Raw genomic sequence first — 26,904 nt, 5'->3', positions numbered from 1 at the left:
CCCCGCCGAGAGGGAGGGCTGGCTGACGTGGCAACGCTCGGCCGCCGCCGTGATGTTCTTCTCTTCATAGATGGCGATGAAGAAACGCAGCAATCTCAAGTCCAGCATAAACCAACCATAGTTTTTTCAGATGATAACCAGCGGAAAACAATATTTATCACTTATAGATGCAGTGACTATAGTGATTGGGTTCCGTGCTGGCCAGCCACCTGTTTGCTCAAACCGACTCTTGAATCAGAAGGAAAGACCCATGTCCAAATCTCTCGTCGTGATCACCGGTGCCTCCGCCGGGATCGGTGCCGCCATCGCCCGAGCCTTCTCTGCCGCCGGTCATCCGCTGCTACTGCTGGCCCGCCGGGTCGAGCCGATGCAGGCACTGAACCTGCCCGATACCCTCTGCATCGGGGTCGATGTAACCGACACCGCAGCCATGAAGGCCGCCATCCAGCAGGCAGAAGCCAAATTTGGCCCGGTCGGCTGCATGGTCAACAACGCCGGCGTCATGCTGCTGGGTCAGGCAGATGTGCAGGATCCCGCCGAATGGCAGCAGATGCTCAACATCAACGTGATGGGGGTGCTGAACGGCGTCCACGCAGTGCTGGCAGGCATGAAGGAGCGCCGCAGCGGCACCATCATCAACATCAGCTCCATCGCCGGTCGCAAGACCTTCCCGAACCATGCTGCCTACTGCGCCACCAAGTTCGCCGTGCACGCCCTGACCGAGAACATCCGGGAAGAGGTGGCCGATGTCGGCGTGCGGATGGTGACCATTGCCCCGGGTGCGGTCGAGACCGAGCTGCTCAGCCACACCACTGACGAGAGCATCAAGGCCGGTTACCACGACTGGAAAGATCAGATGGGCGGCGTCATTGCGCCGGAAGTGATCGCCGATGCCGTGCTCTACGCCTGGAACCAGCCTGCCAACGTCTGCGTGCGCGAGATCGTGCTGGCGGCGACCCGTCAGCAACCTTAATCCTGGCTGACTGACACCATGGGGAGGGCTTGACCCTCCCCCGGGGCACAGAGTTACCATGTGCCCCTTGTTATTTTCGAGTCATTCCATGGTTCTCACCCGTCGCCAACTCGCCCACGCCCGTCGCTGGCTCCCCCTATGGAGCCTGGTGCTGGTGTTGATGTCGTTTGGCAGCCGGGCCGCAACCGACCTCTGTACCCTGACTACCCACTGCAGCCAGAGCGAGCGTACCCTGGAAAAAGCGATGCCCTGCGGTAGCTTTACCACCGCCCTCTCGATGACGCTGGTAGGCAGCGACAGCCTGACGGTCGCCGTACTGGAACCGGATACCCCCGACTTCGCCTCCCCCTCTCTCTTTATGCCGGACGCCCCGTGCGAGCGGCTCGAACGTCCCCCACGCACCCGGACCTGAAACGCATCCCGTATCGGGCATCTTTTCTTTCAATCTGAGGTGAGTGATGTACAAACCCCTGTTACTGGCCATGCTGGCCGGTACCGTCAGCTTTTCGGCCCTCGCGGCCGAGAAGATGACCGTCTACAAATCCAAATATTGTGGCTGCTGCCAAAGCTGGAACGAGCACATGGAGCAGAATGGCTTCGAACTGGAGGTCATCGAAACCGAACAGCTCGGCGCAGTGAAGCAGCAATACGGTATCGCGCCGGAGCTGGCTTCTTGCCATACCGGTATCGTAAATGGCTATGTGATCGAGGGGCATGTACCGGCCGCCGATGTGCAGAAGCTGCTCAGGGAAAAACCGGCGATCCGTGGCCTGACCATTCCGGGCATGCCCCAGAGTGCGCCGGGCATGGATATTCCGGGCCATCCCTATGAGGTACTGAGTATCAGCAACGAGGGCGCGACCAACCGCTGGTCGAGCTACCCAGGCTGACGAAAACTGGTCATGAGAGGGCACTCCCATATCATGTGAGGCACACCTGAGCGGACTCTTGCCGCTCATGGCCAGAAAGAGGGCCGCTATCGCGAGATAGCGGCTTTTTTTGATTACATTTCCTGCAATAACAAGGGATTGCTTGCAACCACCGGCAACAAGGGGCAGATTTAACGCCAATTCATGGAGCCGATGCTCAGGTCCACCAACCCTTTCCAGCGCCAAGGATGCGACATGTTTACCTTTTCCCGAGGAGTTCTGCTGCTAGCCTTTCTGACAGTTCTCCCCCCCACTTATGCCAATGAAGAGCCCGCCATGCTGACAAGCGAACATCCAATCCAGCCGCCCGTGGCCGCCAAACATCCCCGCACTCTGAAAAAACACGGGGATACCCGCATCGACAACTACTACTGGCTGCGTGACGACGAGCGGCAGAAGCCCGAGGTGTTGGACTATCTCAAGGCCGAGAACGCCTATACCGAGGCCATGCTCAAGCCGACCCAACCCCTGCGCGAACAGCTTTACAAAGAGATGGTCGCCCGCATCCCCCAGCAGGATGAATCGGTGCCCTATGTGAAGAATGGCTACCGCTACCAGACCCGCTATGAGCCGGGCAAGGAGTACGGGATCTATTCGCGCACCAAGCTCGGTGAAGAGCAGGCGAGTCTGCTGCTCGACAGCAACCTGCGGGCGGAAGGGCACGAGTTCTATGCCCTCGGCGCCCTTGAGGTGAGCCGCAACAATCGCTGGCTGGCGGTGGCGGAAGATTTCCTCTCCCGCCGTCAGTACCAGATCCAGTTCCTCGATCTGGAGAGCGGCCAGTGGGCCACCGACAAACTGGAAAATACCTCCGGCAATCTGGTGTGGGCCAACGACAACAAGACCGTCTTCTATGTGCGCAAGCACCCGCAGACCCTGCTGCCCTATCAGGTCTATCGCCATACGCTCGGGACGGATCCGGCCACGGACAAGCTGGTCTACGAGGAGAAGGATGACTCCTTCTACATCAGCCTCTACGCCACCACCTCGGAAGATTTCATCGTCATCGCCCTCTCCAGCACCACCACAGGCGAAGCGCGGCTGATCGATGCCAACCAGCCGGAGCACGCCCCCCGCCTGTTCCTGCCCCGTCAGGTGGATCACGAATACAGCCTGGATCACTACCGCGGCCGCTTCTATGTCCGCTCCAACAAGGATGGCAAGAACTTCGGCCTCTACGAGACCAAAGAGAGCCCGGTCGATCGCTGGAAGCCGGTGATTGCCCCCAATCCGGAGGTGCTGCTGGAGAGCTACGCCCTGTTCAAGGATTGGCTGGTACTGGAAGAGCGCAACAAGGGGCTGACCCGACTGCGCCAGATCAACTGGCAGAGCGGTGACGAGAAGGAGATCGCCTTCGATGATCCCGCCTATGTCACCTGGCTCGCCTACAACCCGGAGCCGGATACCAGCGCCCTGCGCTATGGCTACTCCTCCATGACCACCCCCGCCTCCACCTATGAGCTGGATATGGCGAGCGGCAAGCGCACCCTGCTCAAGCAGCAGCCAGTGGCCGGCTTCAAGGCCGACCAGTACGCCAGCGAGCGGCTCTGGGTAACCGCCCGCGACGGTGTATCGGTGCCGGTGTCGCTGGTCTATCGCAAGGACAAGTTCAAGAAAGAGCAGGCTGATGCGCCCAAGAATCCGCTGCTGGTCTATGGCTATGGATCCTACGGCGCCAGCATGGATCCCGACTTCAGCAGCTCGCGCCTGAGCCTGCTCGATCGCGGCTTCGTCTACGCCATCGCCCATATCCGGGGTGGTGAAGAGCTGGGCCGTCACTGGTACGAAGATGGCAAGTTGCTGAAAAAGCAGAACACCTTCAATGACTTTATCGATGTCACCAAGGCGCTGGTTGAGCAAGGCTACGGTGCCAGGGATCAGGTCTACGCCATGGGCGGCAGCGCCGGCGGCCTGCTGATGGGGGCGGTTATCAATCAGGCGCCCGAACTCTATCGCGGCGTGGTAGCGCAGGTGCCGTTCGTCGATGTGGTCACCACCATGCTGGACGAGTCCATTCCCCTCACCACCGGGGAGTATGACGAGTGGGGCAACCCGAACCAGAAGCGCTACTACGACTACATGAAGAGCTACAGCCCCTACGATCAGGTCAAGGCACAAGCCTATCCCAACCTGCTGGTCACCACCGGACTGCACGACTCGCAAGTGCAGTATTGGGAGCCCGCCAAGTGGGTCGCCAAGCTGCGCGAGCTGAAGACGGATGATAACAAGTTGTTACTGAACACCGACATGGACGCCGGCCACGGTGGCAAGTCGGGCCGCTTCAAAGCCTACGAAGATATCGCGCTGGAGTATGCCTTTATCCTGGATCTGGCCACCCCGGCCAACTGATCCATTATGACCCCGGCCCTTGTCACACAAGGGCCGCATAAGAATCCCCTCCTAGTTTTTCCCTCTTCCATTTCCCTTCATATCAAATTAATCTTCGGCTAGAAAATGAATGATCAAGGTCATGTTTCTCAAGATTAAACTCCGTGATTTTGCCATTTCGTTTGATTTATGTTGGGTGAATGTGCTTAATCGGAGTGCTTGCAACTTTTTATTTGGCCCCTCAGGGGCCAATTTATCTTCGACCGACAGGAGGTCGGTAACCTCACCACAGGATGAGGGTGACCGCCGGAAAAGGGGGTGATCAACTCCCCCGCTTTCGCGCAACGAGAAGAGCGGGCAAGCCCGGCGCAGAACGGGATTGCCATCAATTTATCCGGGGATCGGATAAACAAAATCAAAGAAAAGGGAGAAAAAATGAAAGGATTAACTTTGGCATGCGCCCTGTCGGCGGCTCTGGTCGGTGTCTCATTCGGTGGTCCGGTACAAGCGCAGGAGCGCTTCGTGACCATAGGCACCGGCGGTCAGACCGGCGTCTACTATGTCGCTGGCCAGTCCATCTGCCGCTTCCTCAATCGCGGCGCCGCCGATCACCAGATCAAGTGCAACGCCCCGGCCAGTGGCGGTGGTGTTGCCAACGTCAACGGCATCCGCAGCGGTGAATTCAACTTCGGCATCATGCAATCCGACCACCAGTTCAAGGCTATGAAGGGGCTGCCACCGTTCCAGGCCGAAGGGGCCATGGACGATATGCGCGCCGTCTTCTCCCTGCAGAGCGAGGTGTTCACCATCCTGGCTCGCCGCGATGCCAAGATCGCCAGCTTCGACGACCTGAAAGGCAAGCGCGTCAACATCGGCAACCCGGGCTCCGGCCAGCGTGACACCATGGAAGAGATCATGGCGGTCAAAGGCTGGAAGAAGGGTGACTTCGGTCTGGTCTCCGAGCTGAAGCCGGCCGAACAGGCCTCCGCCCTCGGTGACAACAACATCGACGCCATGAGCTACTTCGTGGGTCACCCGAACGGGGCCATTCAGGAAGCCTCCACCACCACAGATGCGGTACTGGTACCTGTTACCGGCGCCGACATCGACAAGCTGCTGGCCGAGAAGAGCTACTACAGCAAGGCCGAGATCCCGGGCGGCATCTACAAGGGCAGCGACAAGCCGACCCCCTCCATCGGTGGCAAAGCGGTGCTCTCCACCAGCGCCAAAACCGATCCGGAAGTGGTCTATCAGCTGGTCAAGTCGGTGTTCGACAACCTGGATCGCTTCAAGCGCCTGCACCCTGCCTTTGCCGACCTGAAAGAGGCCGACATGATCAAGGTGGGTCTCTCTGCACCGCTGCATGAAGGGGCTGCCCGCTACTACAAAGAGCGCGGCTGGCTCTGATTGAAGGCCCCGGGGCCTTTGTCACTCTCTTCGACACCCGTCTGCCGCCTGATTGCGGGGGCGGGTGTCGCTCTTGTTGTACTCGTTGGCACAAGTTAACCCTATGCAAGATAAACAACTCTCTACCGAGGAACTGATCGCCCAGGATGTGGGCGCTCGCCTGCCGCTGGGCCCGCTGGGCTGGATCATCACCACGCTGGCACTGGCCTGGTCGCTGTTCCAGCTCTGGATCGCCTCGCCACTCCCCTTCATGGTGGGGTTTGGCGTACTCAATGACACCGAAACCCGCTCCATTCACCTCACCTTTGCCCTGTTGCTGGCTTTTCTGGTGTTCCCGGCATTTCGCTCCTCGCCGCGGGATCGGGTTCCCCTCGGCGATATCGCCCTCGGTCTGATCGCTGCTGGCGCCGCGTCTTACCTGTTCGTGATGTATGAAGCGCTGGCACTGCGTCCCGGCACCCTCACCACCGCCGATCTGGTGACCGCCTGCATCGGCATTCCGCTGCTGCTGGAAGCGGCGCGCCGCGCCCTGGGGCCAGCACTCGCGGTCATCGCCATCGTCTTTCTGATCTACAGCCTGGCGGGCCCCTGGATGCCGGGACTGCTGGCACATCGCGGGGTAGGCTTTACCGCGCTGGCCAACCACCAGTGGATCACCACCGAAGGGGTGTTCGGCATTGCCCTTGGCGTCTCCACCAGCTTCGTGTTCCTGTTCGTGCTGTTTGGCGCCCTGCTGGAGCGTGCCGGTGCCGGTCACTACTTTATCCAGCTCGCCTTCAGCCTGCTCGGTCACCTACGCGGCGGCCCCGCCAAGGCGGCAGTGGTCGCCTCCGGCCTGACCGGTCTGATTTCCGGCTCGTCGATTGCCAACGTGGTGACCACCGGGACCTTCACCATCCCGATGATGAAGAAGGTGGGCTTCAGTTCAGAGAAAGCGGGGGCGGTGGAAGTAGCCTCCTCGGTCAACGGCCAGATCATGCCACCTGTGATGGGGGCTGCGGCTTTCCTGATGGTCGAATACGTGGGCATCCCCTATGTGGAGATCATCAAGCACGCCTTCCTGCCTGCCACCATCTCCTACATAGCGCTGCTCTACATCGTCCATCTGGAGGCGTTGAAACTGGGCATGCAGCCCATCGGCAACCATCAACCCAAGCCCTGGCTGCGCCGCCTGACCGGTTTTGCCTTTGGCGCGGCCCTCATCAGCGGCCTGTCGCTGGCGGTATACTATGGCCTCGGCTGGCTCAAACCTGCTTTGGGTGACTACGCCCTGCCGGGGATCTCGGTACTGCTGGCTGCCACCTATGTAGCCCTGTTGAAGATCGCCGCCAGCAATGAACCACTGCCCGCCGAAGATCCCGACAAGCCGCTCACCGAGTTGCCCAACACCCGCGCCGTGCTGCTCTCCGGCCTGCACTTCCTGCTGCCGGTGGTGGTACTGGTATGGTGCCTGATGGTGGATCGCCTCTCGCCGGGGCTGTCGGCCTTCTGGGGTACCGTGATGCTGGTGATCATCCTGCTGACCCAGCGCCCGCTGCTCAACTGGCTGCGCAAGGACGGCAAGCACGACTACGGCACCGTCGCTGACGGCGTGGTGGACCTGCGGGAAGGGCTGGTTGCCGGTGCCCGCAACATGATCGGTATCGGCATTGCCACCGCCACCGCGGGGATTATCGTGGGTGCGGTCTCCCAGACCGGGGTTGGTCTGGTGCTGGCGGATCTGGTGGAGTTCCTCTCCATGGGCAACCTGCTGCTGATGCTGCTGCTCACCGCCCTGTTGAGCCTGATCCTCGGCATGGGGCTGCCCACCACTGCCAACTACATCGTGGTGTCCAGCCTGCTGGCACCAGTGGTGGTGACGCTGGGGCAGCAAAACGGGCTGATCGTGCCGCTTATCGCAGTGCACCTGTTCGTATTCTACTTCGGCATCATGGCGGATGTGACGCCGCCGGTGGGACTGGCCTCCTTCGCGGCAGCGGCTGTCTCCAAGGGCGACCCCATCAAGACCGGGATCACGGCGTTTTACTACAGCCTGCGTACCGCAGCGCTGCCGTTCCTGTTTATCTTCAACACCGATCTGCTGCTGATCGACGTGGACTTCGCCCACGGGGTGCTGATCTTCATCGTGGCGACCATCGCCATGCTGATCTTCGCCGCCGCCACTCAGGGCTGGTTCCTGGTGAAGAGCCGCTGGTACGAGAGCGTGCTGCTGTTGCTGGTCGCCTTTACCCTGTTCCGCCCGGGTTTCTGGATGAACATGGTGCACGACCCCTATCGCGAGACCCCGCCTGCCCAGCTGGCCCAAACCATGGGTGAAGTGGAGGCGGAGAGCACCCTGCGGCTGCGGATCCTCGGTGAAGATGCAGTGGGCAAGCCACGCAAGTTCACCCTGCTGGTCGCCGTACCGGATGGGGCAAATGGCGAAGAGCGGCTGGCCAATCTGGGGCTGAGCCTCTATGAGCAAGATGGCAAGACGCTGATCGACAACATCGCCTTTGGTAGCCCGGCCGCCACCATGGGACTGGAGTTCGATCAGGAGATCCTCACCGTCAAGGCGCCGACCGAGCGCTGGACCAAGGAGTGGATGTGGATCCCGGGCTTCCTGCTGTTCGGGGTGATCGTCTGGCTGCAGCGTCGCCGCAGCGTCAAGGCCGGTTAATCCGCCAGGCAAATAAGATAGAGGGCCGCGATTGCGGCCCTCTTTTTATGGATATCGATCTCGCTGCAGCGGCGATCAGTGACCCGCCAGCTTCATATTCTCTACCAGCACCGAGCCGGTCTTGAGACTGGAGCGCTCATCCTCGTCACTACCCACCGCCACGATATGACTGAACATCTCGGCCAGATTGCCGGCGATGGTGATCTCCTCGACCGGATAGGCTATTTCGCCATTCTCGACCCAGAAACCGGCGGCGCCGCGGGAGTAGTCGCCATTGACGATATTGACCCCCTGCCCCATCAGCTCGGTCACCAGCAGACCGGTACCCATCTCTTTCAGCATGCCCTGAAAATCCTGGCCGGTATTGGAGACCTGCCAGTTGTGGATGCCACCGGCATGACCCGTAGTGGTCAGCCCCAGCTTGCGCGCAGAGTAGGAGGTAAGCAGCCAGCTCATCAGCTCGCCGTTACGGATGATATCCATGTCGCGGGTACGCACCCCTTCGCCATCGAACGGGGTACTGGCGAGCCCCCCCAGCAGGTGGGGGAACTCCTGAATGGTGAGCCACTCTGGCAGGATCTGCTTGCCCAATTTGTCGAGCAGGAAGCTCGACTTGCGATAGAGGTTGCCACCGCTGATGGCCATCACCAGATGGCCCCACAGGCCGGAGGCAGTATCGGGGTGGAACAGCACAGGGGCATGGCGGGTAGAAATCTTGCGGGCGCCGAGACGGGAGACGGTACGCTCCACCGCCTCGTCGGCGATGCGCTGCGCGCTCCAGAGCCCGTCGAGGGAACGGCTGGAGGAGTAGCCGTAATCCCGCTGCATGTCGCCATCCTGCTCGCCGATCAGCACGCAGCTAAGGGAGTTACGCGACGCCGCGTAGCCTTTGACGAAGCCGTGGCTGTTACCATAGACCTTGATGCCAAGATGGCTGGAGAAACCGGCACCGTCGGAGTGCTTGATACGGACATCGCGACCCAGAGCGAGTCGTTCGCACTCGATGGCCAGCTCGATGCCGCGCTGGGGATCCAGCTCGATTTGGTGACACAGTTGCAGGTCGGGGGCATCCCAGGCCAGCAGCTCGGCGTCCGCCAGACCGGCGCAATCATCCGCCGAGGTGTGGCGGGCAATCTCGATGGCCGCTTCAACGGCGGCACGAATGGCGGGTTTGCTCAGATCGGTGGTCGAGGAAGATCCCTTGCAACCATCGCGATAGACGGCGATGCCGAGGGCGCCATCCTTATTGAATTCAATGCTTTCCAGTTCACAACCCCGGGTGTTCACCGACAACCCAGTCTGCTTGCTGATGGAGACTTCGGCCAGCGAGGCGCCCAGTCCTTTGGCTATCTCCAGGGCTTCGGCAACCACGGCCTCGAGATGGGCTTGATCCTGGCGGATTTGGTCTTGCTGATCCATAACTCACATCTATATGAAAGAAGGAAAGGGGGGTAAGCATATCAGACCCCTGCGCCCAGCGGGAGAAGCTGGTAACATATCCGCCAAACGTGAATGACAGGAATCAAGAGACCGATGAGTCAATATCAAGACGACAACGAGTTCGAAGACTGGGGCCCCAGCAAGAGCCAGCTCAAGCGCGATGCCGAAGCATTGCAGAAAATGGGGGAAGAGATCGTCTCCCTCAGCCACAGCGAGCTGGAAAAAATCCCGTTGGATGAAGAGCTTGCAGAAGCTGTCGAGCTGGGTCGCAAACTCAAGCCGAAGAAGGATGAGTCCTTCCGTCGCCATCTGCAGTTCATCGGCCGCCTGATGCGCAGCCGCGATATCGAGCCGATTGCCGAAGCGCTCTCCATCATCAAGAACCGTCACTCCACCGTGAATGCACGCCTGCATCGCCTGGAGCAGTGGCGCGAGCGCCTGATCACCGAAGGTGACAGCGCCCTCAACGAGCTGATGTCCCAGTTCCACGAGCTGGATCGCCAGAAGCTGCGCCAGCTGATCCGCTCCGCCAACAAGGAGCGGGAGCTGAACAAGCCGCCGGTCGCCTACCGCGAGATGTACCAGTATCTGCGCGGCGAGATCGAAGACCTGCTGTGACCCCCGAAACACGCCTCCCCTTGCGGAGGCGTGTTTATCTTGATGCCTTTTCCCCTACCCCCTCCCTGTGCGTTTAATATATCCACCACTCTGGTGTTCCTGGCATACATCCCTATCCGTTTTTCCCAGTAAAATCGCCACTAAAGAACCATTCAAAACTATTGCATTAACAATTTTGCATCATTTTGTTTGACATATTGAACAGCCTTGGCAGACTGGGGAGAGGATCCAGGCTGTCGCTGCCGAGGCTGACCGACGATTCGATTCTGCCACCCGGTAAGACGCGGGATCCCATGACCATACCTTGAGGCATGCCCTTGCCCAGCCGATGTGCAAGGGTCTGCCCAAGGTGCAGGATGAGACTTCAACGCCAGGGATAATCAGGGTGTTCTATGCCAAATTCCATACTCGTCACCAACCGTAAACCCGTCGTGCTGATGACCATGGGGGCCCAGCCCCGCAACGGCCACGCCTATCAGGTAATGACCCACAAATACATCATGCCGCTGGTCGAGATCAGCGGCTGTGTCCCGCTGCTGGTGCCCACCTGCTGTGGCACCGCCGATCTGGAGCAGTATCTGGATCTGGCTGACGGCATCTATCTGAGCGGCGCCGGCTCCAACATCGATCCGGCGCTTTACGGACAGGAGAACCTCACCCCGGAGAAACAGCAGGACAGGGATCGCGACCTGTTCGATCTGCCCCTCATTAAGGGAGCCCTCGCCCGTGGCATGCCGATCCTCGGGATCTGTCGCGGCATGCAGGAGATCAACGTGGCACTGGGCGGAGATATCCACCAGAAGGTCTACACCGAACCGGGTTATGACGATCATCGGGAAGATGCCGACGATCCGGTCGACGAACAGTATGGGCCAAGCCATCAGATTGAGCTGCTGCCGGGCAGCTGGTTTGCCGAACTGATGGGGGCTGAACAGATACCGGTCAACTCCCTGCATGGACAGGGGCTAAACCGTCTTGGTGATGGCCTAGAGCCGCTGGCCCATGCCGAAGATGGACTGGTCGAGGCCATCCATGCCCCTACCCTCTCCCCTTTCCTGCTGGCAGTACAGTGGCACCCGGAGTGGAAAGCCAGCGAGAATCCTCACTCCATCAAGATCTTCCAGGCCTTTGGTGACGCCTGCCGACGCCGTCAGAGAGATAATCGTTAACGCTTATTCACCAAATCCTCGCGCCTTGAGCTTGGGCAATCCGCCCCGCTCGGGGCGCAGGGTACGGCAAATATCCATCCCCTTGAGCCCACGCTGGATATGGTCAGGCGAATGGCCAAACACCATGCCGTTGCTGCGGTAGAGGTTGTTGTCATCCAGCTCGAACTTCTCGCCGCCGATCAGCAACTGCTCGCGGCCATTGACCGTATCACCCCGTTTGATGGGCACCTTCATATCGCTCAGCACCTCGCCGGTGGCACACCCCTCGCGCCAGCGCGCCTCGCTGGAGAAGGGGGTAATAGCTATTTCACGCCAGGAGCCATCCCGGAATTCGACCCGATACTTCTCGACCAGCAGATCGCAGCCAGCCAGTGGCAACAGGGCCATCAAACAGATGATTTTCTTTGAAAATTTCACTCAATCGCACTCCTTTGCCCGGTTCTGCACAGGATAAATAAATTGCTGCCCCAACGCACCATTTCCCCGTGCCGGAACGGCTATGCTGGAAATAAAACCATCACAAGGGGCCGTCATGTTCAGCGACAACCTCACTGCGCTACCCACACTGATATGGATCCGCGAACACCCGTTCTGGACCCTGCTCACACTCTCTCTGATGCTGCTCCACTTCTGGCGCCGCCCCGGGCAACGACGGGAGCTGCTCTCCGAGCTCAGCTTCGTGATGATAAGCACTGTCGTGATCCTGCTGATCCAGTTGGAAGGGGGCTGGTTCAAACTGCCGCTGCCCCATCAATTGCTGATCGAGATCTCCACCCTGCTGGCGGGCCTGATATTGGTAAAAGTGTGGGGGATACTGCTGTTCGAATTTCTTCTGCCCCTCTGCCAGATCCGCATCCCGCGGATCATCGCCGACATCGTCATCACCATCGGCTATATCGGCTGGGGTCTGTTTCGCCTCTACGCCTCCGGCATGGCGCTCGGGGAGATAGTCACCACCTCGGCGGTGATCACCGCGGTCATCGCCTTCGCCATGCAGGATACTTTGGGCAATCTGCTGGCCGGGGTCTCCATTCAGCTCGACAACTCCATCGCCATCGGTGACTGGCTGCAAGTCGACACCACCCAGGGCCGGGTGGTGGAGATCAACTGGCGTGCCACCACCATCGAGACCCGCAACTGGGAGACAGTCGTCATCCCCAACAGCCACCTGCTTAAACAGCGCTTCACCGTGCTCGGGCGTCGCCGTGGCGAACCCTTGCAGTGGCGGCGCTGGGTCTGGTTCGATCTGACCCTGGATACCCTGCCGACCCAGATCATCGCGCTGATCGAGAAATCCCTGCGGGAGACCAAGCTCCCCTGTGTCGCCAAGCATCCGCAACCGGACTGCCTGCTGATGAACGTCGAAGGAGGGATTGCCCGCTATGCGGTGCGCTACTGGCTCACTGACCTGGCTCGCGACGATCCGACCGACTCCATGGTGCGCAGCCTTATCGATGCCGCCCTGCGCCGCAACGATCGCCGCCTCACCCCGCCGATCTTCAACGTCTTTATGGCCAAGGAGAAGCAGCATCTGGATGCCCGCCACAAGCGCCACACCGCCGAACGAACCGATACCCTGCGCAAGCTGCCGCTGTTTGCCATGTTGCAGGAGAACGAGCTGCTTCAGCTGGCCGATCAGGTGAAGTTCGCCCCCTTCGTCAGCGGCGACATCATGCTGGAGCAGGGAGATGTCTCCAGCTGGCTGTTCGTGCTGGTCAAAGGGGAAGCCGAGATGGTGGTCAATGTCGAAGGGCGAGAGCTTAAGCTTGGTACGCTCAACGCGGGAGACTTCTTTGGCGAACTGAGTCTGCTCACCGGCGAGCCCAGCTCCTTCACGGTACGGGCGGTGGCCACCGTCGAAACCTATCGCATCAATCAGGCAATGTTTCAGGAGTTGGTGATGCAGCGCGAGGCGCTGGTCGAGCCCCTCTACCGGGTGCTGAGCGACCGCCAGCAGGAGCAGCGGGCGCTGCTGGAGCGGGAGGCGGAAGCCATGAAGCAACCACCACAACAGCTTGATCTGCTTGATAAACTGATGAAGCTGTTCGGCGGAAGATGACGTAGCATGGCATCGTATTGAGGACATGAAGAGAGAACCGCAGCCATGTTACTGACCACCCTGGCCCTTGCCGCCAGCCTGCAATTTGATTGTCCCGCCACCATCGAGACTCGCCAGCAGCTGCTGACCCCGCAGCAGGGCTGGCAGGCGTTCACCCGCAATGACGATGGCAAACCGGACGAAACCCTCAGCCACCGGCTCGATAATCTGGCCCTGTTCGACGGAGATCCTGCCGAGCTGGCCCAACTCAAACCGGATAATGGCGACAGCGACGAGATCCACTACTGGAGCCAGCTCGATAGCAGCCTGCGCCCGCTCTATCTGGTCTGCCGCTATCAGAACAGCGCCATCACCCTGCAGCAGGCGCTGCCCGTCGGCATCAGTTACTGCCGCGTCAACCAGCGCGACCGCTACACCCTGCTCGGATTGGTTTGTCGCAAATAGCGGGTGTAACCCCTTGCCATATATCGCTATTCGCTGACAGCCATTACCGCCTGAGCCGGGCCACCCGCCAGCGCCATCAGAGCAGCAGCTCGGCCAGCTCCTCCAGTGCCGTCAGCTCCACGTCCGGCAACAGTTGCAGCTGTTGCCACGGTTGTTGCCGCTCGTTGAGCCAGGCAGCGCGAAAGCCGTGCAATCGGGCCCCCAGTACATCCGTCTCGGGATGATCCCCCACATGGAGGAGCCGCCCCGCTGGCAACTTGAGGGTGCTGCGGGTCTGCTCAAACATATCCGGCGCCGGTTTCATTCTGGCGCCCGCCCCCGCCTTGCAGACCAGCGTGAAGTAGCAATCCAGCCCTGCCTGCGCCAGATCCAGATTGCCGTTGGTGATGACCACCAGCGGATAGCGTTCGGCCAGTCTGGCCAGCAGCTGATGAGTGGACTCGCTCACCTCGATCTTCGAGCGCTCTGCCAGAAACGCAGCAAACACCTGCTCCGCCTCGCGGCTAGCCTGCTGGTCGGTCATCCCCCCCTCGACCATGGCGGTACGGATGGTCTGCTGGCGCGTCAGGCTGACATCGTGGCGCAGCTCGGGGGAACCGTTCAGCACACTGCGCTTGAGTTCCAGCCAGCGCGGCTTGTCGAGCATGGCGGTGGCCAGATATTCGCTGCGCAGATAGTTCAGCATCCACTGCTCGGCGCGCACGATGGCGGGGCCGTTGTCATAGAGGGTGTCATCGAGGTCAAACGAGATGGCAGCAACCGGCTGCCAGCGGCGATAGAAGTGCATGGACTCTCCTCTGCAACGGGGCTCAGGGCCCGTTATTCATCGTCCTGTGCATCCGGGTCACGCTTGGCCCTTGGGTGAGCGCTGTCGTAGACCTTGGCCAGATGCTGGAAGTCGAGGTGGGTATAGATCTGGGTGGTGGAGAGGTCGGCATGTCCCAGCAGCTCCTGCACCGCCCGCAGATCGCCGGAGGACTCCAGCATATGGGTGGCGAAGCTGTGGCGCAGCTTGTGGGGATGGACGTGAGCGTTAAGCGCCTGCTTGTTGCCCCAGCCATCAAGGCGGGCCTGCACCGAGCGGGCCGACAGCCGCTGCTTGCGGCTGGAGACAAACAGCGCCTCGCTCTCGTCCCCGGCCAGCAGCGGGCGCACCTTGAGCCACTTCTGCAGCCACTCGACCGCCATCCGGCCGATGGGCAGCACCCGCTCCCGCGAGCCCTTGCCAGTCACCTTGAGCTGACGGTCGTCGAGCTTCAGATCCACCAGATTGATCCCCACCAGCTCGGCCAGACGCAGCCCTGAAGAGTACATCAGCTCCATGATGGCGCGATCCCGCACCGCCAGCGGATCCTGCTCGTCGGTGATGTTGAGCAGTTGGTGCATCTCGTCCACATCGAGGTTTTTCGGCAGCGGCCGCCCCTGTTTGGGGGTGACGATGCCACGGGCCGGATTGGCGGTCAGCCGCCCCTGCCGCACCTGCCAGTCGCAAAAGCTGCGCAGGGCCGAGACCTTGGTGGAAAGGGAACGAGGAGCAAGGCCCGCCTTGTGCATCCGGGTCACCAGAGTGCGCACCTGACTCGCCTCGAGCCGACCCCAGTCAGTGAGCCCGAGGGCCACCAGCTCGGCGGTCATCGCCTCCAGATGAGCTTGATAGTTATTGCGGGTATGAGGGCTGAGCTGACGCTCGACCCTCAGGTATTCGATAAAGGCCGCCAGCTCGTCCGCCAGTGCCGCGGGCAGTGGCGGTACGACGACGGGTGCTTTGGCTGGCGCCCTGGCCGGTGTTCTAGCCATGAGTCAATTCGGGCAGACGCAGTTGCAGCAGGCGCCCCAGTTGGCCCAGCAGCAGGGTGTCGTTGTGGGGAGTAAAGTGGCCGGGATCCGAGCTGGCGAAGGCCAGCACGCCGAGATCACCGAGCCGCATCAGGGCCACCGAGTTGACCAGCACATCGTGGCCAAACAGTGCCTGCTTCTCGCTCTGGCTCAGGCGGCCAAAGTAGTAATCCTGCCCCGGCAGACGCTGACCAAGCAGGGATTCGAGCTGCTTGCCCTGTGCCAGAAAACGCTGCTCTGGCCCGCTCAGGGTAAACTTCTTGGGATTGAGCCAGAGCCGCAGCCCGGTCAGGCGCAGCCGCTGGACAAAGGCCTTGCCCATCACGGCACTCACCTCGAACAGGGTCTGGCAACCGTACAGCTCGCCGTAGAGATCGGCATAGACCCGAAAGATCCGCTCGTTCTCGCTGGCGATCCCCATCAATTCGGTGATCTCCTGCTCCAGCTGTTCGATCCGCTCGCGCTGACGCTCCAGCTGGCGCTCGACCAGCGAGACCGACCCTTTGCGTTCATGGGGAATGCGGATCCGGTCCAGCACGGCGGCATGGCGTTGGAAAAACTCGGGATAACGGGCCAGGTACTCCAGCACAGTGGCTTCATCCACCGATTGCTCCTGCCGTTTGAGTTCGCTCATAAATTGGTTGATCCATCAGAGAAATGGGGCTCGCTGCCCCGACATCATGGGCAAAGGGGGCCAACGCCCCCCGTACCTGAACCTTTATCGGCTAAACCTCTATCTGGCCGTCAAACACATGCTCGGCGGGACCTGTCATATAGACCGGCTGGCCCGGCCCCTTCCAGGCGATGGTCAGCTTGCCGCCCGGCAAGCTGACGGTGACCCGCTCCTTGAGCTTGCCCTGACTGATGCCAATCACCGCCGCCGCACAGGCACCGGTGCCGCAGGCCAGGGTCTCGCCACAGCCCCGCTCGAATACACGCAGCTTGATCTCGGTGGCGTTGACCATCTCCATGAAGCCGACGTTGACCCGTTCGGGAAAACGCTCATGGCGCTCCATGATGGCACCCAGCGTTTCGACCGGCGCATCGGCGACCGAAGGCACCTCGATGACGCAGTGGGGATTGCCCATGGAGACCACGCCACACATCACGGTATGCTCCTGCGCCCGCAACAGATAGGTTTTCTCTGCCTTCTGGGCCCGGAACGGGATCTTGCCCGGCTCAAACTGGGGAACACCCATGTTGACCGTGACCTGATTCTCCCCCTCCAGCTGCAACACGATGCGACCCCGGGCGGTACTGACCGCGATGCGATCCCGGTTGATCAGCCCCTTGAGACGCACGAAACGGGCAAAACAGCGGGCACCGTTGCCACACTGCTCCACCTCGCTGCCATCGGCATTGAAAATGCGATAGTGAAAGTCGAGTTCAGGGTCATAGGGCGGCTCCACCAGCAGCAGCTGGTCAAAGCCGATCCCGAAGTGGCGATCTGCCAGCTTCTTGATGACGTCATTGCTGAAAAATACCTTCTGGGTGACGCCATCCACCACCATGAAGTCGTTGCCCAAGCCATGCATCTTGGAAAAATCTATCAACATCGTGCATTCCTGTGCTGTTAGGGCTGTAAAAATTCACCGAACCAAGGGTCGCCAAGCGCCATGAAGTCGTTGTCCAAAGCCCCATGCATCCTGGAACAGTCTGTCCACATCGTGCATTCCTGTGCTGTTAGGGCTGTAAAAACTCACCGTCAACCGTTATGAAATCATTGTCCCAGCCTGCGCCATCAGGGCAGCAGGTGCTCACCGCGCCAGAGATCGGCCAACTGCTCACGCTCGCGGATCAGGTGTGCTTCGGCACCATCCACCAGCACTTCGGCTGCCCGCGGACGGGTGTTGTAGTTGGATGACATGGTAAAGCCGTAGGCTCCGGCCGAACGCACTGCCAGCAGGGAGCCCTCGGCAATGGCCAAGGTGCGCTCCTTGCCGAGGAAGTCGCCGGTCTCGCACACCGGGCCCACCACGTCATAGATCGCGGGAGCATGGCCGGCACGGCTATCCACCTCGATGATGTTCATCCAGGCGCCGTAGAGCGAGGGGCGCAGCATGTCGTTCATGCCGGCATCGATCAGCGCGAAGTTGCGGGTCTCGCCCGGCTTCAGGTACTCGACCCGGGTCAGCAGCACACCGGCATTGGCGACGATGGCGCGGCCCGGCTCGAACAGCAGGGTCAGATCCCGGCCCGCCAGCTTCTGCTTGAGCGCTTCGGCATACTCGGTCGGATGGGGTGGCTGCTCGGAACCATAGTTGACCCCAAGGCCGCCCCCCACATCCAGATGGTGGATATGAATCCCTTCCGCCGCCAGACCGTCGATCAGCCGCAGCAACTTGTCAGCCGCTTCCATAAAGGGATTTAATTCAGTGAGTTGCGAGCCGATATGGCAATCCACCCCGACGATCTCGATGTTCGCCATCGCGGCCGCCTTGCGATAGATGGCTGGCGCCAGCTCGATGGGAATACCGAACTTGTTCTGTTTGAGGCCAGTGGAAATATAGGGGTGAGTACCGGCATCGATATCCGGATTGACCCGCACCGAGACGCGAGCCTTCTTGCCCATGCTGCCCGCCACCCGATTGAGGCGCTCCAGCTCTGCTTCCGACTCCAGATTGAAGCAGAGGATCTCTTTATCCAGCGCAAGGCGCATCTCCGCTTCACTCTTGGCAACACCGGAGAAGACCACCTTGGCCGGATCACCGCCCGCCGCCAGTACCCGCGACAGCTCGCCACCAGAGACGATGTCAAACCCCGAGCCCAGACGAGCCAGCAGGTTGAGCAGCGCCAGGTTGGAGTTGGCCTTCACCGCGTAGCAGATCAGATGGGGAATATCGCCAGCGGCCTTGTCAAAGGCGTGCCAGTGGCGCTCGAGGGTCGCACGGGAGTAGACGTAAAGCGGGGTACCGTACTGCTCGGCAAGCTGTTGCAGCGAGGTTTGCTCGGCCTGAAGCTGGCCGTCGGCGTCGTAGTTAAAGTGATCCAAGGGGGCGGTTCCTTCCTAGAATGGGTGCGGCATTAGTGCGGCGCGGCCTCGGTGGCAGCCTCAGTGGTCGCAGGCGGCGCTGCTTGCGGTGTACTCTGGCTCTGTGGCTGCTCGGGGGGCGGCATATAGAGCGGCCCCTTCAGACCGCACGCGGCCAACCCGAGGGACAGAAGAGTGGCAAGCAGACACTTGGTGAACTGGGTGATCATAATGGTTCGCTGCGAAAAAATTTTTGGCCCTCTATAATCGCACTCACATTGTTAAAAGCAACAGGATAAACCGATGAAGGATCACGAGTATCACGCCCTGACCGACGCCTTTTTCCAATATGTGGAGGACACGCTCGACGAGGGGTATCCGGATATCGACTGCGAACGCAACGGTGGCGTATTGACCCTCTCTTTCGAGAACAAGACCAAGGTCATCATCAACAAGCAGGAGCCGCTGCACCAGATTTGGGTCGCCACCCGCGAGAACGGCTTCCACTTCGAATTGCAGGGTGACACCTGGATCGACAACCGCTTCGGCCACGAGCTCAAGGCGCTGCTGAGCCAATCCTGCACCGCCCAGGCGGGCGAAGAGGTGGTGTTCCCATGATTGACCTGCACCCGCAGGGCGCCCGTCATGCGGTGATCTGGCTACACGGGCTGGGTGATTCCGGCGCCGGTCTCGCCCCGCTGGTGGAGGCGCTGGATCTGCCCGCCGAGCTACCGGTGCGTCACCTGTTGCCGGATGCCCCCGAGCGCCCCATCACCATCAACATGGGCTACAAGATGCGCGGCTGGTACGACATCAAGAGCTTCGAGGATCCCGCCGAGCGGGCCGTGGAGTCCCATGTCCGTGACTCGGCCGACCAGATTGCAGCCCTGCTCGATCAACTGGTGGCCGACGGGTTTGCCCCCGAGCGCATCGTGCTGGCGGGCTTCTCTCAGGGCGGGGTGATTGCCTCCTTCACCGCGCTGCGCTATCAGACAACGCTGGCGGGCCTGCTCTGCATGTCCACCTATCTGGCCGCCCCCGACAAATTGCTCGGCGAGATGAGCGAGGCCGCTCGCTCCCTGCCCATCTGCTACATGCACGGCATCTATGACGATGTGGTGAGCCTGTCGCTCGGTTGGGATGCCAAGAACCGGCTTGAAGCTGCCGGACTCGTCCCCGAGTGGCACGAGTACCCGATGCGTCACGAGATCTGCCGCCCGCAGCTGGGCGACATTCGCAGCTGGCTGCTGGCCCGCCTCGGCGCCTGAGCCTCTCCGGCAAAGCAAACGGCCTGCATCTGCAGGCCGTTTTTTATGGCGATTCCAACTGACGGGTCAGCCCACTTCCCGAGCGGGCGGCACCTGTTCGCGCAGAGTGCCCTGACTGCGATAGGGGATCACATCCAGCTCGCCATTCACTTGTACTATCTCGTAGTACTGCGGCAGGTTGAAGTTGATGAACTGCCCATCATCGCTGAACCGCTCGTGATTGGAGGTGTAGAAGCGGTTGACACCCGCCACCAGCTCATCCTTGTTGCCGGCGAAGTGCTGGTAGATCTCCACCCGGTTCGCCTCATCGAGGATATAGATGTTGGTGCCCGCATCACGGGTATCGAAGAAGAACTGCACCAATCCTTCGCTGGCGTAGGCATCGACGATGCTCGGCAGATGCTGGCTGTGGGTCTTGTCGAGCCGCAGCGGCAGGTGATCCAGCTTGTTGTGGGAGATGTGGCGGTAAAAATCGATGGCGTTTTCCAGCTTCTTCACCGACACCCCGCGCCGCTCGAAGAAGATGCCGTACTTCTCGCGGCCAAGGGCCATGGTCTTGACCAGCTGCTGTTTGTCGCGGGCCAGCCGCAGGTCGATACACTCCGCCACCAAGGTCTGGAAGCGGGAGCGCACCAGAGAACGGAAGTGCTGGCTGTAGCAGAACACCTCGATCATCTCGGGGGCGGCGGCATCCTGATGCATCTTGCCGAGGATAGTGGTGAGGGCATCGACCACGGCTTCATCCCCCTGGAAGTGCAGGGTACGGATCTCGCTCCAGGAGTTGCGGTAGACCAGATCCACCGAACCGACCAAACACTCCTGATTGCGACCGAACGAGAAGACATCCACGGTGTTGGCGTCAAATTCGATCACCTGACCGACCCAATGACTGGTCGGGTCCATCTCCAGATTGAGGAAGATGGAGAGCTGACGGATCTCGCACGGTCGGCTGAGGGCCAGGTTGGTGGCCAGCGGGTACTTCTCGGGGAAGCAGCCGGAGAGATCGCGGCAGAACTGGTGCAGATTGTCGATGTGCAGATCCGACCCCTGATTGAACAGGTGCACCCGTGACTGGGGCGTCAACAGATCGTTGAAGTAGGCCCAGGAGACCAGCTTGCTGATGTAACCGTTGAACTCCAGTGGCGCGCGGCCAATGATGTCCACCGGCTCCAGCGAATGTTTGTAGAGATACCAGCCGGCGCGATTGAGGCGACCGTGGGGCACCTGCACGAAGCTGAGATCCGGCTCGCTCAGATCCGGCGCGATCTTGAGGTTGATACGCTGCACCTTGCCCGGCAGGCTCTCGAACGCGGCGTAGAGCTTGCGCGACAGAATGCCGATATCTTCCGGGTTGATCGACTCGCTGATGTTGTTGCGACGGGCGAACTGGATCAGGTTGCGGTAGCTCTGCATCAGGGCTTCCAGCAGCTCGGCGTGAGCGATCTTCACCTCTTCGATCTTCCACTCGTGGCGATGATCGAGTTGATAGAGCTTTTCCTGACTCCAGCGCCAGTAGGAGACCAGCTGGCTCATCTGCTCGCGGCGCCACTCGGGGGAGTGATCATCCTTGGGATGGCTGAGACCGTCGCACACCTTGAGGTAGAAGCAGCGGCGCACCAGATCGAGCCGCGCCATGTCGCCGATGGACTTGAGATAGTTAGTCACCTTGTCCAGCATCAGACAGTAGTTGTCGAGCCGGTAGTGCATCCCCTCGTTGTGCTGGAACCAGTCGCGACCAATCATCGACAGCAGGCGGGTGTTGGGGTACTCGTGGGAGTAGGCCTCCATCAGCACCGACTTGAGCACCGCCTTGTAGGGGGAGTCGATCCCCTTATAGAGCTGCCACAGGGCGGAGCCAAAATACTCTTCGGCCGGAATACGGTCAAAACTGCCGAGATCGAGCCAGTCATCCTGCTTGAGCTTGCCGCTCTCGAACAGTTCGTTCACATACGCATCGTAGTGATCATCACACTCGGTGGGCACCAGATACCAGATCAAGCGTTTGCCCGCGATACGCATGGCACTGCGGTAGAACTCGTCGAGCAACAGCAGGTGCTGGGCACTGCCGCAGCTCTCCCCCTGCATCTGGGCATCGTTGGTCTGGCGGAACTTGTCTTCCGGGATCAGGAAGAAGTTGAGATCGACCCCGCGCTGTTCGGCCCACTTGGAGAGTTGCTGGCACTTCAGCTCCAGCAGATCGAGCCGCTCCTGCGACAAACCGGCCACGTGGCAGACCCAGATATCGAGATCGGAGTGACAGCATTGACCGATGGAGGAGGTGCTGCCCATGGAGTAGAGCCCCTGAATGGCTCGATCATGGGTTGCCAGACCGCTCTGACAGTTGGCGTTGCGGCAGAGGTCATCGATAAAGGCTTGCTGCTCGGCGGTGGCGCTGAAGCTCCAGATGCCATGAGGAACATCACCGGATACATAACCGGGCAGCAGGGGATGATTGAAGTGCAGCATGACAGGCAGCAGTTGGAATACCTGCTGCCCATAGCGACTCATGAGGCCTAACGCCCGTTGCGTCTTGAGACGGGTAATGTCGTCATAACGCGCAACCAGCGTATCGATGTGTTCCTGCAATGCCCTGCCTATCACCTAAGTGAAAATGACGCACCAAAAGGGGGATACGTCAAAAAAGTGTGATCATGTTAACAATGCAAACAGCGGTGGTAAACAAGCCTTCAGCTAAACGTCAGATTATTTCTGGTATGACCACATCAAGTATCAGGGGAAATCATTAAATTCCAATACATTCAATGAATTAATCAACACCACTTGCTTAATGAAAATCATTTTCAGCATGCATTTTTGAGCTTGGCCCCGCTTTTGCCGGCTCCGCCATGAAAGCCCGGGCAAAGGGTGGTAATATCGATTTCCTTCTAAAAATGAAACAACTGATTGATATGGCAGCCCGAACCCTGAAAATTGCCACTCGCAAGAGCCCGCTGGCCCTGTGGCAGGCCAACTTTGTCAAAGTCCGGCTCGAAGCCCTGCACCCGCAGTTGCAGGTCGAACTGGTGCCCATGAGCACTCAGGGTGACAAGATCCTCGATACCCCGCTGGCCAAGGTCGGTGGCAAGGGGTTGTTCGTCAAGGAGCTGGAAACCGCCATGCTGGAAGGGCGGGCCGATATCGCCGTTCACTCCATGAAAGACGTGCCGGTGGAGTTCCCCGAGGGGCTCGGCCTGCACACCATCTGCGAGCGGGAAGATCCCCGCGACGCCTTCGTTTCCAACCGTTTCAAGGCCATTGCCGAACTGCCGCAAGGGGCCGTGGTCGGCACCTCCAGCCTGCGCCGCCAGTGCCAGCTGCGCGCCGCCCGCCCGGATCTGGTGATCCGCGACCTGCGTGGCAACGTCAACACCCGCCTCGCCAAGCTGGATGCCGGTGAGTACGACGCCATCATCCTCGCCGCCGCAGGTCTGAAACGACTGGAGATGGCGCACCGCATCACCGCCTTTATCGAGCCGGAACAGAGTCTGCCCGCCAACGGTCAGGGGGCTGTCGGCATCGAATGCCGCCTCGACGACGTTGAGCTGCACGCTCTGCTGGCGCCGCTGGAGCACGCCGAGACCCGCGCCAGGGTGTTGACCGAGCGCGCCATGAACCGCGCCCTGCAAGGGGGATGTCAGGTGCCTATCGGAGCCTACGCACTGGTCGAAGGCGAGCAGATCTGGCTGCGTGGTCTGGTGGGTAGCCCGGATGGCAGCCAGGTGATCCGCGACGAGATCCGCGGTCCGCTGGCCGATGGTGAGGCCCTCGGCGAGCAGTTGGCCCAGCGCCTGCTGGCCGCCGGTGCCGACGAGATCCTGGCCGAGGTCTACCGCGCATGACCCCGCTGGTGGTGCGTCCGGCCATTCAGGCCGCCGAGCTGGTGCAGTTGTTGCGCCAGCACGGCCATGCACCACTCTGCTGCCCGCTGCTGGAAACCGTGGCGGGCAGCGAACTCCCTCTCCTGCCCGACCTGCTGCGCAGTGCTGACGCGGTTATCGCCGTCAGCATCCATGCCGTTCATTTTGCACACGATTTTCTGTTGCAAACTGGTCAGACCTGGCCACATATTGAGTACTTTGCGGTGGGTCAGGCCAGCGCAGATGCGTTTGCCGCCATCGGCATCACGGCAAGTTGCCCGGATGACCCGCGCAGCGAAGGGCTGCTGGCCCTGCCCGCCCTGCAGCAGGTAGCAGGCAAACGGGTACTGATCCTGCGCGGCAATGGCGGGCGGGATCTCATTGCCAGCACACTGGCCTCACGCGGTGCTCTGGTGCACTATTGTGCGGCCTATGAGCGCCACTACCCCGAGCTTGACGGGGACAGATTGGCCCACCACTGGCAGGCAGCGGGGCTGGACAGCCTGCTCATTACCAGTGGTGAACTGCTGCAACGGCTGCTGGAGCTGGTTCCCGACCACCAGCGGCCCTGGCTTTTTGACCGCCTGCTGGTGGTCCCCAGCCCGCGCGTGGCCGAGATGGCCCACTCCGCGGGCTTTATCCATATCACGATTGCCCAAGGTGCATCCAACCAGGCCCTGACGGCCGCACTGGAACTGAGGAAGATGGAATGACAGAACAACAAGAATCCCAGGTCAAACCCCAGCCGACCGCTGTGGTCAATGGCAGCAAGAGCCGCTCCGGTGCCGTACTGGGAGGGGTTGCCATCCTGCTGGCCCTTGGCCTGACCGGCGGCCTCTATCTGCACGGTCACAAGAACGCCGTGGCCCAGCAGGCCGAACTGGCCCAGCTCAAGCAGCAGCTGGCGAGCGCCCTGAGCAAGATCGACCAGACCAGCAGCAAGGATGCCGAGCAGCTGGCCGCACTGGATCAAACCCAGCAGCGACTGCAGGGGGAGATGCAGGGTCTGCAGAACCGGGTACTGGATCTGAATGACAAGCGCCCCAACGACTGGATGCTGGCCGAATCCGAGTATCTGGTTCGGATGGCGGGCCGCAAACTGTGGCTGGAGCATGACCTCGTCTCCGCCATCACCCTGCTCGGCAACGCTGACGAGCGCATCGCCGCCCTCAACGACCCCAGCCTGATGCCGATCCGCAAGGCGCTGGCCGAGGATATCGCCAAGCTCAAGGGCATGCCGCGCATCGACCGCGAGGGGCTGACCCTCAAGCTGGCTGCCCTGTCCGACCAGATCGAGCTGCTGCCCCTCTCCACCGTCAGCATGCCGGAAGCCAAGGCCGAGCCGGATCAAGCGGTCAGCACCAATCCCGACGAGTGGGAGAGCAACCTGAAGAAGAACTGGGTCAAGTTCACCGAGAACTTCGTCACCATCCGTCGCCGCGATGGCGCGGTCGAGGCGCTGCTCTCGCCGCAACAGGAGATCTTCCTGCGTGAAAACCTCAAGACCAAGCTGTTGCAGGCCCAGCTCTCCGTCTATCGCGAGCAGCAGGCGCTCTACGAAGACAGCCTGGACAAGGCCCAACGCTGGCTGACCCAGTATTTCGATACCGACAACAGCGCCACCCGCTACATGCAGGGCGAGATCGACAAGCTCAAGGGTGAGCAGATCCAGATCGACTATCCGGCCCAGTTCAAGACCCAGGCCATGCTGGAGCAGGTGCTGACCGAACGCCTGCAACGCATTCTGGCCAGCAGCTGAGGAGGGCACCATGATCCGTATAATCATTCTGGTTGCCGTGATGGTCGCAGGGCTGATCTTTGGCCCGCAAGCCTCCGGTAACAAGGGCTATGTGCTGATTGCCCTTGGCAATTACACCATCGAATCCTCCGTCACCAGCGCGGTGATCCTGGCCGTGCTGTTCTACGGCGCCCTGCTGATCGTCGAATGGCTGCTGGGTCGGGTATTCGGCCTGCGCCGCAAGACCCTCGGCTGGTACGGCTCGCGCCGCCGCCGCAAGGCCAATCAACAGACCGTCGCCGCCACCCTGGCAATGGCCGAAGGGCACTACAGTCAGGCTGAAAAGCTGATGATCAAGGGGGCCAGCAACAGCGACACCCCGCTGCTCAACTACCTGAGCGCCGCCAAGGCGGCGCAGGCCCGTGGTGACGACGCCCGCCGGGATCAATACCTGCAAAAAGCGCAGGAGGAGAACCCCAAGGCCGAGCTGGCGCTCACCCTGACCCAGACCCAGTTGCAGATCGAGCAGGGCCAGTACGATACCGCGCTGGCGATGCTGGAGTCGGTCTACGCCCTCAACCCGCGCCACCCCATGGTGCTGGATCAGCTGCGCCAGGTGCATTTGGCCCGTCAGGACTGGAGCGCCCTGTGCGACCTGATCCCGGCGCTGCACAAGGTGGGCAAGCTGACCCCGAAACAGGAAGAAGATCTGCTGCAACAGGCCTGGTGTGGTCGCCTGCAACAGGCTGCCGGCAGCCTCGAGACCCTCAAGGCGGTATGGCAGGATCTGCCGCGCAAGCTGCGCCTTGAGCCAGAACTGCTGGCCTGCTACGGCGATCTGCTTCGCCAGCTGGGCGCCGACGGCGAGGCCGCCACCCTGTGGCAGGAGGCACTGCGAAAACAGCCGATGCCGCAGTTGCTGGCTCGCCTGCCCAAGCTGAAACTCGACAGCTACCGGCCGCTGCTGGCGCTGCTGCAAAAACAGCAGGGGCAACCGGAGGTGGACACCGCACTGGCCCAGCTCTATCTGCTGGCAGGCCAACTGGATGATGCCCAGAAGCTGCTGGAGCAGGAGGTGGAGCGGGCGCCGAGCGCCGCCGCCTACCACGCCCTCGGCCAGCTGATGGACAAGCGCCGCCTTACCAACAAGGCCAACGAGTACTATCGTCAGGCACTGGAACTGGCGGGAGTCTGATCCCCGGCAAACA

At 60.9% G+C, this 26,904-nt stretch carries 26 protein-coding genes; 16 read left to right on the top strand and 10 right to left on the bottom strand.

All coding sequences use genetic code 11. From position 1 onward, the window contains the following. Positions 1–108, bottom strand: a 108-nt coding sequence (locus G5253_RS18250; protein WP_421203934.1) for a LysR family transcriptional regulator, incomplete at its 3' end; no start/stop codon positions are given. 142 nt (positions 109–250) lie between these two features. Between G5253_RS18250 and G5253_RS18245 the strand changes: the two genes are divergently transcribed. The 6 genes from G5253_RS18245 (at position 251) to G5253_RS18220 (ending at position 8,296) form a co-directional block, all read left to right on the top strand. After that, positions 251–973 carry an SDR family oxidoreductase gene (locus tag G5253_RS18245; RefSeq protein ID WP_164537855.1) on the top strand — a complete coding sequence of 241 codons (723 nt, stop codon included), beginning with the start codon at positions 251–253 and terminating at the stop codon, positions 971–973. A gap of 88 nt (positions 974–1,061) precedes the next feature. Beyond that, on the top strand, positions 1,062–1,385 hold the full coding sequence (locus G5253_RS18240) for a hypothetical protein (protein WP_204420131.1): 324 nt from the start codon (positions 1,062–1,064) through the stop codon (positions 1,383–1,385). Positions 1,386–1,431: 46 nt separating this feature from the next. After that, positions 1,432–1,863, top strand: coding sequence for a DUF411 domain-containing protein (locus tag G5253_RS18235; RefSeq protein WP_005339953.1), 432 nt, complete (start codon positions 1,432–1,434; stop codon positions 1,861–1,863). Between the two features lie 234 nt (positions 1,864–2,097). Next, entirely contained in the window at positions 2,098–4,251 is a 2,154-nt protein-coding gene (locus G5253_RS18230; protein ID WP_421203926.1) for a S9 family peptidase, read from the top strand. A 414-nt stretch (positions 4,252–4,665) separates the two neighbouring features. Further along, entirely contained in the window at positions 4,666–5,637 is a 972-nt protein-coding gene (locus G5253_RS18225; RefSeq protein WP_005339950.1) for a TAXI family TRAP transporter solute-binding subunit, read from the top strand. 103 nt (positions 5,638–5,740) lie between these two features. After that, positions 5,741–8,296: a TRAP transporter permease gene (locus G5253_RS18220; RefSeq protein WP_421203925.1), complete on the top strand. Its 2,556-nt coding sequence runs from the start codon at positions 5,741–5,743 to the stop codon at positions 8,294–8,296. 75 nt (positions 8,297–8,371) lie between these two features. Here G5253_RS18220 and pmbA read toward each other — a convergent pair whose 3' ends face one another. Continuing rightward, positions 8,372–9,715 carry a metalloprotease PmbA gene (pmbA, locus tag G5253_RS18215; RefSeq protein ID WP_266134547.1) on the bottom strand — a complete coding sequence of 448 codons (1,344 nt, stop codon included), beginning with the start codon at positions 9,713–9,715 and terminating at the stop codon, positions 8,372–8,374. 114 nt (positions 9,716–9,829) lie between these two features. Here pmbA and yjgA point away from each other — a divergent pair, with 114 nt between their 5' ends. Together yjgA and G5253_RS18205 are read left to right on the top strand one after the other, a co-directional pair. Beyond that, on the top strand, positions 9,830–10,354 hold the full coding sequence (gene yjgA / locus G5253_RS18210; RefSeq protein ID WP_005336359.1) for a ribosome biogenesis factor YjgA: 525 nt from the start codon (positions 9,830–9,832) through the stop codon (positions 10,352–10,354). 392 nt (positions 10,355–10,746) lie between these two features. Beyond that, entirely contained in the window at positions 10,747–11,523 is a 777-nt protein-coding gene (locus tag G5253_RS18205; RefSeq protein ID WP_216952729.1) for a gamma-glutamyl-gamma-aminobutyrate hydrolase family protein, read from the top strand. 3 nt (positions 11,524–11,526) lie between these two features. Here G5253_RS18205 and G5253_RS18200 read toward each other — a convergent pair whose 3' ends face one another. Continuing rightward, on the bottom strand, positions 11,527–11,910 hold the full coding sequence (locus tag G5253_RS18200) for a hypothetical protein (protein ID WP_227343122.1): 384 nt from the start codon (positions 11,908–11,910) through the stop codon (positions 11,527–11,529). 145 nt (positions 11,911–12,055) lie between these two features. Here G5253_RS18200 and G5253_RS18195 point away from each other — a divergent pair, with 145 nt between their 5' ends. Both G5253_RS18195 and G5253_RS18190 read left to right on the top strand, forming a co-directional pair. Continuing rightward, on the top strand, positions 12,056–13,582 hold the full coding sequence (locus G5253_RS18195) for a cyclic nucleotide-binding domain-containing protein (RefSeq protein WP_421203932.1): 1,527 nt from the start codon (positions 12,056–12,058) through the stop codon (positions 13,580–13,582). 45 nt (positions 13,583–13,627) lie between these two features. Further along, the gene (locus G5253_RS18190; protein WP_005336367.1) at positions 13,628–14,026 is read left to right on the top strand and encodes an STY0301 family protein; all 399 of its coding nucleotides are present in this window, start codon (positions 13,628–13,630) and stop codon (positions 14,024–14,026) included. Between the two features lie 76 nt (positions 14,027–14,102). On the opposite strand, the gene G5253_RS18185 is transcribed toward G5253_RS18190, so the two are convergent. The 6 genes from G5253_RS18185 to lptM all read right to left on the bottom strand — a co-directional run bounded on the left by G5253_RS18185 (position 14,103) and on the right by lptM (position 19,063). Then, positions 14,103–14,813: an HAD-IA family hydrolase gene (locus G5253_RS18185; RefSeq protein WP_421203922.1), complete on the bottom strand. Its 711-nt coding sequence runs from the start codon at positions 14,811–14,813 to the stop codon at positions 14,103–14,105. Between the two features lie 32 nt (positions 14,814–14,845). Next, positions 14,846–15,823, bottom strand: coding sequence for a tyrosine recombinase XerC (xerC, locus tag G5253_RS18180; RefSeq protein WP_266134545.1), 978 nt, complete (start codon positions 15,821–15,823; stop codon positions 14,846–14,848). Continuing rightward, positions 15,816–16,496 carry a DUF484 family protein gene (locus G5253_RS18175; protein ID WP_043821859.1) on the bottom strand — a complete coding sequence of 227 codons (681 nt, stop codon included), beginning with the start codon at positions 16,494–16,496 and terminating at the stop codon, positions 15,816–15,818. Before G5253_RS18175 ends, xerC begins: the two co-directional genes overlap by 8 nt. A gap of 91 nt (positions 16,497–16,587) precedes the next feature. Continuing rightward, on the bottom strand, positions 16,588–17,418 hold the full coding sequence (gene dapF, locus G5253_RS18170; RefSeq protein ID WP_005336371.1) for a diaminopimelate epimerase: 831 nt from the start codon (positions 17,416–17,418) through the stop codon (positions 16,588–16,590). A gap of 185 nt (positions 17,419–17,603) precedes the next feature. Next, entirely contained in the window at positions 17,604–18,854 is a 1,251-nt protein-coding gene (gene lysA / locus G5253_RS18165) for a diaminopimelate decarboxylase (RefSeq protein WP_088868282.1), read from the bottom strand. 32 nt (positions 18,855–18,886) lie between these two features. After that, on the bottom strand, positions 18,887–19,063 hold the full coding sequence (gene lptM / locus G5253_RS18160) for an LPS translocon maturation chaperone LptM (RefSeq protein ID WP_019444858.1): 177 nt from the start codon (positions 19,061–19,063) through the stop codon (positions 18,887–18,889). Between the two features lie 73 nt (positions 19,064–19,136). Here lptM and cyaY point away from each other — a divergent pair, with 73 nt between their 5' ends. Then, positions 19,137–19,451 (top strand): iron donor protein CyaY, encoded by a 315-nt coding sequence (cyaY, locus tag G5253_RS18155; RefSeq protein WP_069554181.1) that lies wholly within the window; start codon positions 19,137–19,139, stop codon positions 19,449–19,451. Continuing rightward, positions 19,448–20,101 (top strand): alpha/beta hydrolase, encoded by a 654-nt coding sequence (locus G5253_RS18150; protein ID WP_266134544.1) that lies wholly within the window; start codon positions 19,448–19,450, stop codon positions 20,099–20,101. The genes cyaY and G5253_RS18150 overlap by 4 nt, the downstream gene beginning before the upstream one ends. Before the next feature lie 66 nt (positions 20,102–20,167). Here the strand turns inward: G5253_RS18150 and G5253_RS18145 are convergent, their stop codons facing one another. Beyond that, complete coding sequence (locus G5253_RS18145; protein ID WP_421203918.1) at positions 20,168–22,687, bottom strand: class I adenylate cyclase; 2,520 nt, start codon at positions 22,685–22,687, stop codon at positions 20,168–20,170. A gap of 323 nt (positions 22,688–23,010) precedes the next feature. On the opposite strand from G5253_RS18145, the gene hemC reads away from it, so the two are divergent. From hemC to G5253_RS18125, 4 genes are read left to right on the top strand one after another with little or no spacing between them, the layout of a single operon-like run. Next, the gene (gene hemC / locus G5253_RS18140) at positions 23,011–23,940 is read left to right on the top strand and encodes a hydroxymethylbilane synthase (protein WP_421203930.1); all 930 of its coding nucleotides are present in this window, start codon (positions 23,011–23,013) and stop codon (positions 23,938–23,940) included. Beyond that, the gene (locus tag G5253_RS18135) at positions 23,937–24,671 is read left to right on the top strand and encodes a uroporphyrinogen-III synthase (protein ID WP_421203916.1); all 735 of its coding nucleotides are present in this window, start codon (positions 23,937–23,939) and stop codon (positions 24,669–24,671) included. Before hemC ends, G5253_RS18135 begins: the two co-directional genes overlap by 4 nt. After that, positions 24,668–25,717, top strand: coding sequence for a uroporphyrinogen-III C-methyltransferase (locus tag G5253_RS18130; protein WP_076495577.1), 1,050 nt, complete (start codon positions 24,668–24,670; stop codon positions 25,715–25,717). The genes G5253_RS18135 and G5253_RS18130 overlap by 4 nt, the downstream gene beginning before the upstream one ends. A gap of 10 nt (positions 25,718–25,727) precedes the next feature. After that, positions 25,728–26,891 carry a heme biosynthesis HemY N-terminal domain-containing protein gene (locus G5253_RS18125; RefSeq protein ID WP_421203914.1) on the top strand — a complete coding sequence of 388 codons (1,164 nt, stop codon included), beginning with the start codon at positions 25,728–25,730 and terminating at the stop codon, positions 26,889–26,891. Positions 26,892–26,904 lie beyond the last annotated feature (13 nt).

It is taken from the genome of Aeromonas sp. 602658 (assembly GCF_049173005.1).
Taxonomy (GTDB): Bacteria; Pseudomonadota; Gammaproteobacteria; order Enterobacterales; family Aeromonadaceae; genus Aeromonas; species Aeromonas veronii_A.
This window is presented reverse-complemented; position numbering and strand designations above follow the sequence as displayed.